Annotated in this window: 12 protein-coding genes, 2 rRNA genes and 1 pseudogene (1 of these 15 running past the window's edge); 10 read left to right on the forward strand and 5 right to left on the reverse strand. The window is 65.7% G+C overall.

The window, feature by feature from the left end; all coding sequences use genetic code 11:
- Positions 1–1,990: ribosomal RNA gene (locus ACN469_RS23050) — 23S ribosomal RNA — on the forward strand; it begins 975 nt to the left of the window's first position.
- 158 nt (positions 1,991–2,148) lie between these two features.
- Positions 2,149–2,265: ribosomal RNA gene (gene rrf / locus ACN469_RS23055) — 5S ribosomal RNA — on the forward strand.
- A 157-nt stretch (positions 2,266–2,422) separates the two neighbouring features.
- Here rrf and ACN469_RS23060 read toward each other — a convergent pair.
- From ACN469_RS23060 to ACN469_RS23070, 3 genes are read right to left on the reverse strand one after another with little or no spacing between them, the layout of a single operon-like run.
- Positions 2,423–2,530, reverse strand: coding sequence for a hypothetical protein (locus ACN469_RS23060; RefSeq protein ID WP_498765332.1), 108 nt, complete (start codon positions 2,528–2,530; stop codon positions 2,423–2,425).
- 22 nt (positions 2,531–2,552) lie between these two features.
- Positions 2,553–2,753 (reverse strand): hypothetical protein, encoded by a 201-nt coding sequence (locus ACN469_RS23065; RefSeq protein ID WP_498770896.1) that lies wholly within the window; start codon positions 2,751–2,753, stop codon positions 2,553–2,555.
- Positions 2,725–3,363, reverse strand: a complete 639-nt coding sequence (locus tag ACN469_RS23070; protein WP_498770897.1) for a helix-turn-helix domain-containing protein — start codon at positions 3,361–3,363, stop codon at positions 2,725–2,727. The genes ACN469_RS23065 and ACN469_RS23070 overlap by 29 nt, the downstream gene beginning before the upstream one ends.
- Positions 3,364–3,606: 243 nt before the next feature.
- On the opposite strand from ACN469_RS23070, the gene ACN469_RS23075 reads away from it, so the two are divergent.
- Positions 3,607–3,870 carry a hypothetical protein gene (locus ACN469_RS23075; protein ID WP_498770898.1) on the forward strand — a complete coding sequence of 88 codons (264 nt, stop codon included), beginning with the start codon at positions 3,607–3,609 and terminating at the stop codon, positions 3,868–3,870.
- A 521-nt stretch (positions 3,871–4,391) separates the two neighbouring features.
- Complete coding sequence (locus ACN469_RS23080; RefSeq protein WP_498770899.1) at positions 4,392–5,057, forward strand: transposase; 666 nt, start codon at positions 4,392–4,394, stop codon at positions 5,055–5,057.
- 103 nt (positions 5,058–5,160) lie between these two features.
- On the opposite strand, the gene istB is transcribed toward ACN469_RS23080, so the two are convergent.
- A complete protein-coding gene (istB, locus tag ACN469_RS23085) occupies positions 5,161–5,895 on the reverse strand; it encodes an IS21-like element helper ATPase IstB (protein ID WP_498770900.1) in 735 nt (244 codons plus the stop codon).
- 437 nt (positions 5,896–6,332) lie between these two features.
- Here istB and ACN469_RS23090 point away from each other — a divergent pair, with 437 nt between their 5' ends.
- The 3 genes from ACN469_RS23090 to ACN469_RS23100 all read left to right on the forward strand — a co-directional run bounded on the left by ACN469_RS23090 (position 6,333) and on the right by ACN469_RS23100 (position 9,110).
- On the forward strand, positions 6,333–6,776 hold the full coding sequence (locus ACN469_RS23090) for a hypothetical protein (protein ID WP_498770901.1): 444 nt from the start codon (positions 6,333–6,335) through the stop codon (positions 6,774–6,776).
- 156 nt (positions 6,777–6,932) lie between these two features.
- A complete protein-coding gene (locus ACN469_RS23095; RefSeq protein ID WP_498770902.1) occupies positions 6,933–8,231 on the forward strand; it encodes a DDE-type integrase/transposase/recombinase in 1,299 nt (432 codons plus the stop codon).
- Positions 8,232–8,297: 66 nt separating this feature from the next.
- Positions 8,298–9,110, forward strand: a complete 813-nt coding sequence (locus tag ACN469_RS23100; RefSeq protein ID WP_498770903.1) for an ExeA family protein — start codon at positions 8,298–8,300, stop codon at positions 9,108–9,110.
- A gap of 101 nt (positions 9,111–9,211) precedes the next feature.
- Here ACN469_RS23100 and ACN469_RS23105 read toward each other — a convergent pair whose 3' ends face one another.
- Positions 9,212–9,511 (reverse strand): hypothetical protein, encoded by a 300-nt coding sequence (locus tag ACN469_RS23105; RefSeq protein ID WP_498770904.1) that lies wholly within the window; start codon positions 9,509–9,511, stop codon positions 9,212–9,214.
- Here ACN469_RS23105 and ACN469_RS23110 point away from each other — a divergent pair.
- From ACN469_RS23110 to ACN469_RS23120, 3 genes and pseudogenes are all read left to right on the forward strand, one after another.
- The gene (locus tag ACN469_RS23110) at positions 9,510–9,656 is read left to right on the forward strand and encodes a hypothetical protein (RefSeq protein WP_498770905.1); all 147 of its coding nucleotides are present in this window, start codon (positions 9,510–9,512) and stop codon (positions 9,654–9,656) included. The two genes, ACN469_RS23105 and ACN469_RS23110, sit on opposite strands and share 2 nt — an antisense overlap.
- 462 nt (positions 9,657–10,118) lie before the next feature.
- A pseudogene (locus ACN469_RS23115) lies at positions 10,119–10,403 on the forward strand (transposase); the annotation flags it as partial.
- A gap of 574 nt (positions 10,404–10,977) precedes the next feature.
- Positions 10,978–11,346, forward strand: coding sequence for an ATP-binding protein (locus ACN469_RS23120; RefSeq protein WP_498770906.1), 369 nt, complete (start codon positions 10,978–10,980; stop codon positions 11,344–11,346).
- The last annotated feature ends 1,154 nt before the right edge of the window (positions 11,347–12,500 follow it).

A 12,500-nucleotide genomic window follows, 5' to 3' on the forward strand; every position in this document is an offset into this window, starting at 1 on the left:
AGTAATTGTTAGCCCGGGACGCAGTCAGTGGGTGATAACGTCCATTGGCAAGAGGGGAATAACCCAGACCGACAGCTAAGGTCCCCAAATCTAGTCTAAGTGAACACTAGAAAGGATGTGGCAGGTCATTGACAACCAGGAGGTTGGCTTAGAAGCAGCCATCCTTTAAAGAAAGCGTAATAGCTCACTGGTCAAGACAGGCCGCGCCGAAAATGTAACGGGGCTCAAGACTAGTACCGAAGCTTCGGGTCACACGCAAAACGTGTGGCGGTAGGGGAGCGTCCCAGTTGCAGCGAAGGTCGACCGAAAGGGCGGCTGGAGCGGCTGGGAGTGCTGATGCCGAAATGAGTAGCGATAAAGGGGGTGAGAAACCCCCTCGCCGTAAACCCAAGGTTTCCTGGGTCAAGTTAATCTTCCCAGGGTTAGCCGGAACCTAAGTCGAGGCCGAAAGGCGTAGATGATGGAAAGCAGGTTAATATTCCTGCGCCATCTTGTAAGCGTTGAACTAAGGGAGGACGGAGAAAGCTAGACGAGCTGACCGGCGGTTGTGTCAGTCCAAAGGCGTAGGGGTGTCGCGTACGATTAAAGGCGCGACAGCTATCCCCGAGACCCCATGGCGCCCCGTAAGGGGTAAGTCGTTGATGCTCTGCTTCCAAGAAAAGTCCCGTAGGGAGCTTGCAGGGTGTCCGTACCGTAAACCGACACAGGTGGGTGAGGAGAAAATCCTAAGGCGCTTGAGAGAACTCTCCTCCAAGGAACTAGGCAAATTTCCACCGTAACTTCGGAAGAAGGTGGGCCTCTGGTAGGTGAAGGCGTACAGCCGGAGCCGAGAGAGGTTGCAGAGAAATGGCGGTAGCGACTGTTTACCAAAAACACAGGACTCTGCGAAGGCGACAAGCCGACGTATAGGGTCTGACTCCTGCCCGGTGCTGGAAGGTTAAGGGGATTCGTCAGCCGCAAGGCAAAGCGATGATCCGAAGCCCCAGTAAACGGCGGCCGTAACTATAACGGTCCTAAGGTAGCGAAATTCCTTGTCGGGTAAGTTCCGACCTGCACGAATGGAGTAACGACTTCCGCGCTGTCTCGGAGAGGGACTCAGCGAAATTGAAATAGCTGTGCCGATGCAGTTTACCCGCAGCAAGACGGAAAGACCCCGTGAACCTTTACTATAACTTGACAGTGACACTAGGGATTGACTGTGTAGGATAGGTGGGAGCCTTTGAAGCCGGGCCGCTAGGTTCGGTGGAGGCAACGGTGAAATACCACCCTGTTGATTTCTGGTGTCTAACCATGTCCCGTCAGCCGGGATTGGGACACTGTCTGGTGGGTAGTTTGACTGGGGCGGTCGCCTCCCAAAGAGTAACGGAGGCGCGCGATGGTTCCCTCAGCCCGATTGGTAAACCGGGCGGCGAGTGCAATGGCATAAGGGAGCTTGACTGCGAGACGGACACGTCGAGCAGGTGCGAAAGCAGGTCATAGTGATCCGGTGGTCCTGAATGGAAGGGCCATCGCTCAACGGATAAAAGGTACTCCGGGTATAACAGGCTTATCTCCCCCAAGAGTTCACATCGACGGGGAGGTTTGGCACCTCGATGTCGGCTCATCGCATCCTGGGGCTGGAGCAGGTCCCAAGGGTTTGGCTGTTCGCCAATTAAAGCGGTACGCGAGCTGGGTTCAAAACGTCGTGAGACAGTTTGGTCCCTATCTGCTGTGGGCGTAGGATACTTGAGAGGCTCTGACCTTAGTACGAGAGGACCGGGTTGGAGGCACCGCTGGTGTACCAGTTGTCTCGCCAGAGGCATCGCTGGGTAGCCATGTGCCGATTGGATAACCGCTGAAAGCATCTAAGCGGGAAACCGACCTCAAGACCAGGTATCCCGGGCGCAAGCCCCTGAAGACCCGTCGAAGACTACGACGTTGATAGGCCAGGTGTGTAAGCGCGGTAACGCGTTGAGCTAACTGGTACTAATTGGTCGAGAGGCTTACTTCCCCCTATCTCTTGCATGCCCCCTCAAGGGGAGTAAGGGACTCGGGGCCAAGGCCGAGACTGAATGCACTATGCATTCACCCGGACGAAACACTTAGCGCACAGCGAGACTTGTACTCGCAGACTATTGCAACTTACCCTTTGTATGCACTTACAGCTTTTCCGGTGGCAATGTCGGAGGGGTCACACCCGTTCCCATCCCGAACACGGAAGTTAAGCCCTCCAGAGCCGATGGTACTCCGCGGGAAACCGCGTGGGAGAGTAGGTCGCTGCCGGATTCTTTTTGAGAGAAGCCCTCGTCGCCTCGTGCGACGGGGGCTTTTCGCTTTTCCGCGTCCTCGCGTCCCAGGCTCCGCCGGGCACCGGCGTGACGGCCTTGGGCCGCCGGCGGGCTGGAGGCCAACGGCGCCTCGTGGCCCGCGGGCGGGCCCGTTTTCAGGGCACCCGCAGCACCACCTTGCCCACCGTCGCGCGCGACTCCAGCCGCTGGTGCGCCCGCGTCGCCTCCCCCAGCTCCACCACCAGGCCCAACTTCACACGCAATTGCCCCGCGTAAGCGTCTGGGTCAGCGCGGGTAGAACTGCTCGATGGTGATCTCCTCGGCCAGTGCGTGGAGGGGCGCACCAAAAGTCGTGACGGTGGTGAACCACTGGGTGGTCACTCCGTCGACCTCGAAAGTCAGCGGAATCAGAACGGCGCCACCGCCGCCAGGCATTGCCGCAGGGAGCGCACGAGCTTCAGGAAAGTCGAGCACGCGCTTCAGCACCCGTGCGACCTCGGAGTGGGGGCCGCGCAGGCGTGCGTTTGTCCCGGAGCCGCTGGAGCAGAAAGCCCGCCACCTCGTTCCAATTCCCAATCGCCGCTCGGACGCGGCCGGGAGCGAAGACCAGGTCCATCAGGTTGATTCTCCCAAGTGCGTCTCGCTCCTGCCCCATCATCGTGAGTGCCCCGACGTTGGCATCGAGCACCGTGGACGCTGCGTCGAGTACGAGGGCAGGGTAGGGATCGTGCGCTCTGAGAATCATCGCCGCAGCCTGGCGGATTTCCTTCAACTCCGCACTGTTCCAATCACTCTCACCAAACTCAGGCGCGTAGCCCGCCGCGACGAGCAAGGCATTGCGTTCGCGGAGTCCTAGCATCAGCGCCCCTGCCAGTCGCGTGACCATGTCCTGGCTGGGAGCTGTCCGGCCCGATTCGATGAATGCCAGGTGCCGGGGGGAGACCTCGGCGTCGAGTGCGAGCACGAGCTGGCTCTTGCCTCGCAACGCACGCCAGTCTTTCAGCAGTGCGCCCAGCTCGCTGGGCGTCCCTGAAATGGTCTTCCGGTGTCCCTTGGCTGGCACCTCGTCGACATCGCGCATCACGGCCTCTTTCATGGCTCTATTCGATTCACGCCGCCGGAGCACTTCCCTCCGAGGTCATTGCGGGGCGGCTGGGCAAACATCGAGTCTGCGGGGCTCTCCCGTCACCGGAAAGCTCCCTCATGACCGACCGCCTCGTCTATCGCGCAGATGCCATTGCCGCTATCACCATGGGTAGTGGCGCTTCTGTTTGTAGCCACGCCGCTCACCACGCTCGCAGGTTGGTCGTTGCCTCCTGCCTTCTTGTTCGGAGTGGGCGTGTTTCTGGTGCCATGGGCCGGCTTCAATGCGTGGGTCGCCGTCCAGCCGTCAGTCCCCATGTGGGCAGCGCTGGTGCACCTCTTGGTGGATGGCTCCTGGGTGATAGGGAGTGTGGCACTCCTGCTGGCTCATGGCTCCACGATGTCGCCCGTGGGCATCGTGCTCCTGCTTGGCCAGGCCCTGTCCGTACTTGGTGTCTTCGCGCTCAAGCTCGGGCCTGTCGTCCGCCCCATTTCGCTCGCAGATAGGACGAAGGAGTAGAGGCCGCGGCATTCCACTCAAGTGGAGATGACTCGCCAGCGGTGCGCGCCACGGTGGGATGTCGCGTGAGAGGGCCCACGGCCGGGGTGAGGGTGCGCCAGGGCTCAGGTGGATGGGGCCCGCGGGAGTCCAGCTACCCGGCTCTCCCGCACTTCGTGTGGTTCCCCTCTGGGGAGTAGGCAGGCGCGCGGCAAGCTGCCAGCGGGACGAATAAACCCTGGGAATGGAAACGCTGTATCCACTTCCTGGGTGTCGGGCGGACCGGGTGGCCCACGGTAGTGCGGCGGGTGTCGTCCTCGGGGTGCGCATGGGAGGCACGCGAGCACGATGTCCCTCCTGCCAGGTAGCTATGTCCGACGCCCGGCGGACCTGCCCGCCGCGGGGCGCGTCGTGCAACTCGAGCTGCGTGTGCGGCGCTGCTGCCGAAATCCGGAAAGCTCCCGCCGCCGCACGTCCGCGGAGCGGCCGGTGCGCCTACTGGCCACTCCGGCTCGGCGGACACGGCGACTGGCGACCGCGCAGTGCGCCGTTGCAATCACAGCCGGAGCTTTTCCCATCCCCGATCGCGTCCTGGGCCTCAACGAGACTGGGCGCTGCGCAAGGGGCGCACCTACGGCTCCATCCTTGTCGACATGGAAGCGCACTGCGTGCGGGACGTATTGCCAGACCGCTCGACTCCCACGGTGAGCGCATGGCTGAGCCAGCACCCCGGCGTGGAAGTCATCGCCAGAGACCGGTCGACTGAGTACACACGAGCGGCGGTGCTGGGTACTCCAGAGGCCCAGCAGGTGGCGGACCGCTGGCACTTGCTGCTGAATGGACGGCAAATGATGGAAACGCTGGATGACAGCGCGCACCCCCGCCTTCGAGCGCTACGCCGTGTCGAGCGGAGACATTCCTCCTGCACACCGTCACACCAGCTTCTCCCGAACTCATGCCGAAGCCCACGCCCGAGAGGAGAGCCGCTCCCGGCTCGTCGCTGCATACGAAGCCGTACGGTGGCGTCACCTGGCCGGGGAGTTCCTGCTGAGAATCAGTCACACACTGGGACTTGCTCGCGGGACGGTGCGCAAATACTCCGCCGCCGAAGTCTTCCCCGAGCGCGCGGCGCGCGTGCCCAGACCCAGCATACTCGCCCCTTATCTGGAGTACCTGACTGTCAAGGACCGGGGGTATGGACCGCGTGAGGGTCGGCCAAGCGGATCGCCCTGGTGAGTTCGTCACGGAGCCGTTGTTCGAGTTCACGGCGATGACGAGTTTGGGGTCGGCCAAGCGGATCCACGTTGTTGTCTATAGGGCCTCCGCGGCGGTGGGCTTGCGGCGTCGGGCAGGGGGTGGATTGCGATAGCTGTCGCCTTCGATGACCAGGACGTGGGCGTGGTGGAGAAGTCGGTCCATGGCGGCACTGGCCATCAGCGGGTCTCCGAAAAGCGGAGGCCACTCTTCAATCGCCCGGTTGGAGGTGATGACGGTGCTCTTGCGCTCGTACCTCTGGCGGACGACCTCGTAGAGGTCCACCGGCTCATCCTGCGTCAGCCCGCGCAGACCAAGGTCATCGATGATGAGCAAGTCTGGCGAGGTGAAGCGCAACAGGCGCTTGTCGTAGCTACCGTCGCCGCGTGCGGCCCGCAGTTGCATGAGCAGTTCGTGGGTGCCGACGTAGAGGGTGCTGTAGCCGGCGCGGCACGCGCGGTGACCGAGGGATTGCGCGAGGTGGGACTTGCCGACGCCGGTGGGGCCGACGATGAGCACGTTGTCGTGGCGCTCCAGGAAGCCGCACGTGCCCAGCTCCAGCACCTTGGCCTTGGGCACGCTGGGGTTGAAGTGGAAGTCGAAATCCTCGAGCGTCCGGGCGTGCTCGAAGGAGTCGCGACGCACGCGCTGGGAAAGCTGCTTGGAGTCGCGACGCTCCACCTCGTCGCTCAGCAGCCGGTAGAGGAATTGGGAGAGGTTGTCGTCCACAGCCTGCTGGGTGCGCAGCTGCAGGGACTGGAGGACACCGGACAGGCGCAGCTTCTTGCGCATGGGAATCAGCTCGTCAGTGTTGCTGAGCGAAGTGGTTGATGGAGATCGCGGTCGCGACGAGCGCGCTGGTTGCCGGGAAGGGATGTTGCAGGTCGCGCGGAGTCCGTCAGCGAGCCGGATTCTGGCGCGCCACGTTGCGTGAGGTAGTCCGTAGGGCGCTGAGAGGACGGGGCGCGGCGGTGTTCGCCAGCTCGCGTGAGAAAGGTGACCTGGAGCGTGCGCCAACACGCTCACAGGTCGAGCGCCCCGATTGACGTGTGAGAGAGAAGCGAGGCCCCCAAGGAGTCGTACGGACACGCGTCGGAGTCAAGTCCTGGGCGGCGCAGATGCCGTCCGTGTCGGCGGTACGCCCGGCGAGCTGCGCCGCTTGCGGCGCGGCGAGCCGCCCTGTGGGAGGGCCGCTGGGGCTTCATGGGCATGGCAGTCGGAGCCGCCAGGTGCGCGGGCCGCTGGACGCTGGCGCGTCGCCCGTCCTCGTGGAGCTGCGCGTGCGACGCTACCGCTGCCGTGGGTGCGGCGTGTCGCAGACGGTCGTGCCTGCGGAGGTGCTGGCCAGGAAGCTGTATTCGCTCGCGGCCCTCGTCTGGGCGCTCGCCCTGTGGGGCCTCGAGTCGCTGACGGCTGCGGCGGTGCGCAGACGCGTGAGTCCGTGGGACGTGGTGGGGCCCGGGAGCGCCGGGCGCTGGGATGCCCTCTGCCGCTGGGCCGGGGAGGCCAGGCGCGGGAAGCTCCTGTGCTGCGTGCGGCCGGCGCCCGCGGACTGGACGGCGCGAGCGGTGGCCGCACGAGTGGCGACGACAGTCGCCGCCTTTGCGCTCCCGGCGACGGGACCTCCATCGCTGTCCGCCTGTGCGTTCCGGGGAGCCGAGCGCGCCCGCTGAGGGACTTGCTCCTCGGCTCTCGGCTCGCCCCGCGCGCAAGTCCATCCCACCCGACAAGCCCTGTCCTCGAAGACCTGCCTCCGGCGGGACGGTAGGCGTCTGCCCTCCCAAGAGGCCCATGCCGGGATGAGGGAAGGCACGGGAAGTCCGCGCAAAATGAAGAGCCTCACCCCGAAGTCCCACGCCGAGGCGGTGGCGGTGTTTCGCCACGGAGTCATCGGCGCCCTCACCCAGGCGCAGATGGACCGAGGCCAGCTCGCCTCGGCGCTCGAGGCCCTCGCCCAGCAGCGCTTCGTGCCGCCGGGCGCCAAGGCGAGCCACTGCTACTCGGCGGCCACGCTCGAGCGCTGGTACTACGCGTACAAGAAGCGCGGCCTCTCAGGCCTCGTCCCGCACGGCCGCAGCGACAAGGGCCGCGCCCAGCAGCTCTCGGCGGCCCAGCGCGAGCTGCTGCTCGACATCCGGCGGGAGTACCCGTCCGCGTCCGTGACGCTCATCCTGCGCACACTCGTCACCGATGGCCGGCTCGAGAAGGACGCCGTTTCGGCGACGACGGTGCGCCGACTCTTCGCGCAAGCAGGACTCGACCGCGTCGGGATGCGCGACGGCAGCGGCACAAAGACGCGCCTGCGCTGGCAGGCCGAGCGCCCCATGGCCCTGTGGCACGCAGACGTGTGTCACGGGCCTGGACTCACCGTCGGGGGCAAGTCGCTGCCCTTGCGCATCCACGCGCTGCTGGACGACGCGAGTCGGTACGTCGTGGCGTTGGAGGCCCACCACACTGAGCGCGAGGTGGACATGCTCGGCCTCATGGTGCGCGCCCTGCGCAAGCACGGTCCGCCGGACGCTCTCTACCTGGACAATGGCGCCACGTACCGGGGCGAGACGCTCGCCACCGCGTGCGCTCGCATCGGCACGTCGCTCTTGCACGCCAGGCCCTACGACGCCCCTGCCCGCGGGAAGATGGAGCGCTTCTGGCGCACGCTGCGCGAGGGCTGCCTCGACTTCCTCGGGCCCGTCGCCTCGCTGCACGACGTCAATGTCCGCCTCTGCGCCTTCCTCGACGCGCACTACCACGTCACCTCGCACGCAGCCCTTATGGGCGCGACACCGAAAGCCATCTTCGAGGCCGCGCCCCAGGCGCCCGATGGCTTCGACGAGGTGAAGCTGCGTGAGGCCCTCACCACCCGCATCCGCCGACGCGTGCGGCGTGACACCACCGTCGCTGTCGATGGCGCCGACTACGAGCTCGACGCAGGACGCAGGCCACCTCGCCGGGCGCCTCGTGCACCTGTGCCGCTGCCTTGTCGACCTGGGCGAGACTCCCTGGGCCGAATTCGAGGGCAAGCGCTACACCCTCCACCCCGTCGACGCGGTGAAGAACGCGCGCCGCAAGAGGCCGCTGCGTCGGCCTCCCCTCCACGACGAGACGTACCGGCCACACCCCGCGTTTGACCCGCCCCGTGCGCTCCTCGACCGCGCCGTCGGGCGTCCTCCTCGGCATCGCGATGGAGGTGCTTCATGACGCCCGCCTACGTCACCCACTTCGGCTTCCGCGATGCGCCCTTCTCCAAGGAGATTGCCGACGCGGACCTCTGGCTGCCGGCCTCCAAGACGGACCTCGTCGAGGACCTCTGCGAAGCCGTGCGCGAGCGGCAGAGCGTCATGCTGGTGGGCGAGCCCGGCGTCGGCAAGACGTGCGTCCTGCGCGCGCTGCGCCACCGGCTCCCCCAGGCGGGCTTCCGCCTCACCTACTGTCACAACGCCACGCTGGGCCGCCGCGACTTCTACCGCCAGCTGTGTCTTGCCCTCGGGCTCACACCCTCCGCCACCGCGGCCTCGGTCTTCTACGCCGTGTCCAGCCACGTGGAGGACCTCGGTCGCGAGCGCATCCACCCTGTCTTCCTTCTTGACGAGGCGCACCTGCTCCACCAGGACGTGCTCGACCACCTCCACATCCTCCTCAACTACCAGTGGGACTCCAAGGCGCTCCTCTCCCTCATCCTCGTCGGACTGCCCGAGCTCGACTCGCGGCTCGCGATGCGCCGTAACCGCAGCCTCGCCTCCCGCCTCGCACGCCGCCTCACCATCGACGCGCTTGGGCCCGATGACACCGCGGAGTACCTCCGCCTGCGGCTGAAGAACGCGGGCTGCGAGCGAGAGCTCTTCGCCTCCGACGCGATGGCGATGCTCCACGAGGCCGCCTCCGGTGCTCACCGCGACATCGACCGGCTCGCGACCACTGCGCTTCGCGAGGCCGCGCGTCGCAAGAAAAAGCTCGTCGAGCGCGACGTCCTCGCACGCGTGCTCGACACCGACTCCGCCGCTCAGTAGGCCGCTCCCATCTCCGAGCGCGCTCGCTCACGCTCGCGCTCGGTGATGCCCATCAACCAGGCGGATCGCTCGTCCATCAACCAGCTCGCCTCGCAACACCTTCAGGTTGTCCGGCACCACCGTCTCCACCACGCCGCCCAACTGCTCGAAGGCGTCCACGTGCAGCCGCAGCCATATGTCGGCAGCGACTGCTCGAAGACGACGTCGGCCACCAGGTAGCGGCTGTGCGCCAGCACCAGAACGAACACCCACGCCTTGCGCGCCACCTTCTGCCTGGGGCACAGCAGCTTGCCGACGTAGCCGAAGTCCACCTGTTGTGCCACCTCCCCTGGCGCCGTCACGACAGGGATGGCCACGTCCTCGGCCCGGACGCCTCGCGCCTTGCGCAGCTGTCGCACCATGCGCTTCACCGCCGAGGCGCTCGCCGCGGAAGCCCTCCACCTCCAGCCGGAGCCTGTCGTGGATGGCACGAGGCCCCAGCCCCTGGCCCAACAGTACCTCCACTCGCTCCTGCCAAGGCACCAGCGAGGACGTCTGCTGTGGTGACCCCTTGGAGGGCAGGTGCTTCTGCTCCAGCACCTTGAGCGCTTCCAGCTCAGGCACCTCGTCCACGGGGCCTTCCAGTGCGCCAGCCGCCATGAGCGCCGCGCGATATGCCCTCTCCGTATTCGGCCCCATGCCCAACAGCCGGGCCACTTCGCGCGCACCCGTCCCCATGCGGTGCAGCCGCACCAACTCTCTCAACCTGTCCATGTCGACTCTCCGGTAGCTCATCCGCGCGCGTCCCTGGGCGCACCGCGGGGGCGGTGCTCGTGGACTCGCGAGGAGATGCACGGGATGACTGGCCAGGTAGGCGCTCACTCCACCCGCCGGCCGCGTTTCTTCCAACTGTCTTCCGAGTGAACGGACCGCCGTCCCGACTGCTCCAACTTGCGGTCCGCTTGGCCGACCCCGCTACGAACAGCTTGGGTGACCCGCCTGCGATCCATTACCCCGGTCCGTCACAAACTCGTGCGCTCGCGGGGCGTTTCACAACGAGCAAGGCCAACGCGGTCCTGTAGGCGCTTCGAAGCGTGGTTGGGCGAGGCGCGTGCGTGCGGGGTCCGCGCGGTGGAAACCTTTGCGGAGGGCCTCGAACAGGACGGCGATGCCGTCCGGGCAGCGCTGACTACTCCCTGGAGCAACAACGCCCAGGCCGAAGGCCAAATCACGAAGCTCAAGCATCTCAATCGTCAGATGTATGGCCGCGCCAACTTCGACCTGCTCCGTCGTCGAGTGCTGCTCACCGTCTGAGCCTATACGGTCCACACGACGTGCGGGAGAGCCACGGAACTGGGCTACTCCCACGATGACAAGTCCCCTCGCTAAGCGCCGCGCCTCTCTCTGCCTTCACTTCACGGGCCCGCCCTCGATGACCTCATCGCCCGCGCTACAAGGCCCGCTGGGCACCACCGAGCCGCTCGCGCACGTCAGGGGAGGAGCAGCACGAGCGCCGTCGCCGGGGCCTTGAGCGGCGCCTGATTCGCAGCCGTCCGGGTCGCTTCAAAAGCCCATGGCAGACTTCGACTGGTCCTCTGGCCCAAGAAGATTGACCGCGAGGCCGTCGAGTCCTCCCTGCGCCTGGACTTCATGCAGGGTGCTCGCAACGTCGTCATTGTCGCGCCCCAGGGGCAGGGCAAGACGATGTGATTGCCCGGAACCTCGCCCACGAGGCCGCGTGGTCAACGGTGCCTCTGTCCTCGTCACCTCCGCTCCGCCTCGCAGATGCTGATGGACGACCTGTCCAGCCAGGACTCCTCACGCGCGCTCGACAGGCCAAGCGCTTGCGCCACTACATACACCAGCCGCACCGGGCCGCTTGTCATCGATGAGGTGGGCTACCTCTCTCCTCACGCCCAACCTGGCCTTCTCCGACTGGCCCGGCAGCTCCCCAAATGGGGCTTGCGCCACCGCACTCATCGACCGCGTCATCCACCACGCTGACATCCTCAGCATCGAGGGACAGAGCAACCGCCGAAGGGCCTCCGAGGAGAGCGCAGTTGCTCGCAAGACGAAAGCGAAGCCACCGGGACGGTGGACTCACGCAATCCCTCCGCCGTCACGGTCCCGATTCCGGCGCTTCTTCGTGAACGCCAAGATGTTCCCAGCGCGGTGCCCAGCTTACGCATGGGCCGCGTGTTTGAGCTTCTCCAGCAACGGCTTCACCGCCTCTCGCACCTGGGAGAACGCGAGGTGAAAAGCCGGTGGCGCAGTGTTGCCAGAATCCACCGCTCGGCCAGCAGCACACCCATCTCCACCTTGACCTTGTCCCGCCGCTGCCGCGGGCGCGCTGGCAGAATCGCGAAGCCATAGTGCCCGCGCCAGGTCCGCGTAAGTGGGGTCGATGTCCGGCTCGTAGGATGCGCTCGGGTGACGCCGGCATTGAGTCTCGCGGGGCGCCACCAACTCGGTGGCTCCGCCGCGCAGTACTCGAAAGCCCGTACGTGGCAACCCACCCACGTGGCCACGTCCTCGCTGAATGCGGGCTCCACATACGTCATGCCCCCAGCACCGCCACGAAGAGCTGCGCCACCCATACCTCGCCGGTGGTGGCGTCCACCACCGGCGCCCTGTCCCTGCTGAAGTCCACGAAGCACATCGCTCCGGCGCGGTGCTCCTGGCGAAGGGGGATGCTGCAGGTGGTGGCCAGCCATCGCCCGTACCTCTGGCCGAAGTGGCTTGTACTGACTGGTAGCCGCCTGGCACCGTCTCCCCAGGTACTCCTGCCACAGCAGCAGCTTGGTGACGCCCGTCTTCAGCTCCGTATGCACCTGCGCCAAGTCCGGCTCCGGACGCTCCGCCAGCGCCTTCGCGTCCTCTGGGAACAGCAGCGCTGTCAGCGCCGCGTCATCGTCCAGCTCTGGTGGCACCGGCCACGTCGGCTTCGCCACCCGTGCCTGTCCCAGGTCGTCGCATACCGTGTCGTTCCAAGGCCCAGTCTCGCCGCAATCAACCGCGTCGTCAGCTTCGCCTCGGAACTCAACCGGAAAAGCGCTCTCAACTTCCGCATGGACAGCCTCTGTGCCGCCATCTCCACCTCCGCGTCGGGAGGGCGGAGTGGCCCTGCTGCTGCTCGGTGACATAAACGCTCTTGCCGACTGAGCCCCCTCACCGCGGTGCTCGGCTCTTCACCGGAAGCGGTACTCGACATGCCCGGAATGCTTGCTCGGTATCCCCGGAACATCTGCGCACCTTGCACCCTTGGTACACGCCCCCCTGCCTGATGGGCCAGTGTCGCGGCACTCACAGCGCTCGGGCCATCCATCCCCGCTTCACCATCTGGGTCGTGAATGCGTCTGTGTACGGCACCGCAACCACCTGCGTGCGCTCGCCACCATGGGGTGATTCACT

Source organism: Corallococcus terminator (genome assembly GCF_049194865.1).
Taxonomy (GTDB): domain Bacteria; phylum Myxococcota; class Myxococcia; order Myxococcales; family Myxococcaceae; genus Myxococcus; species Myxococcus terminator_A.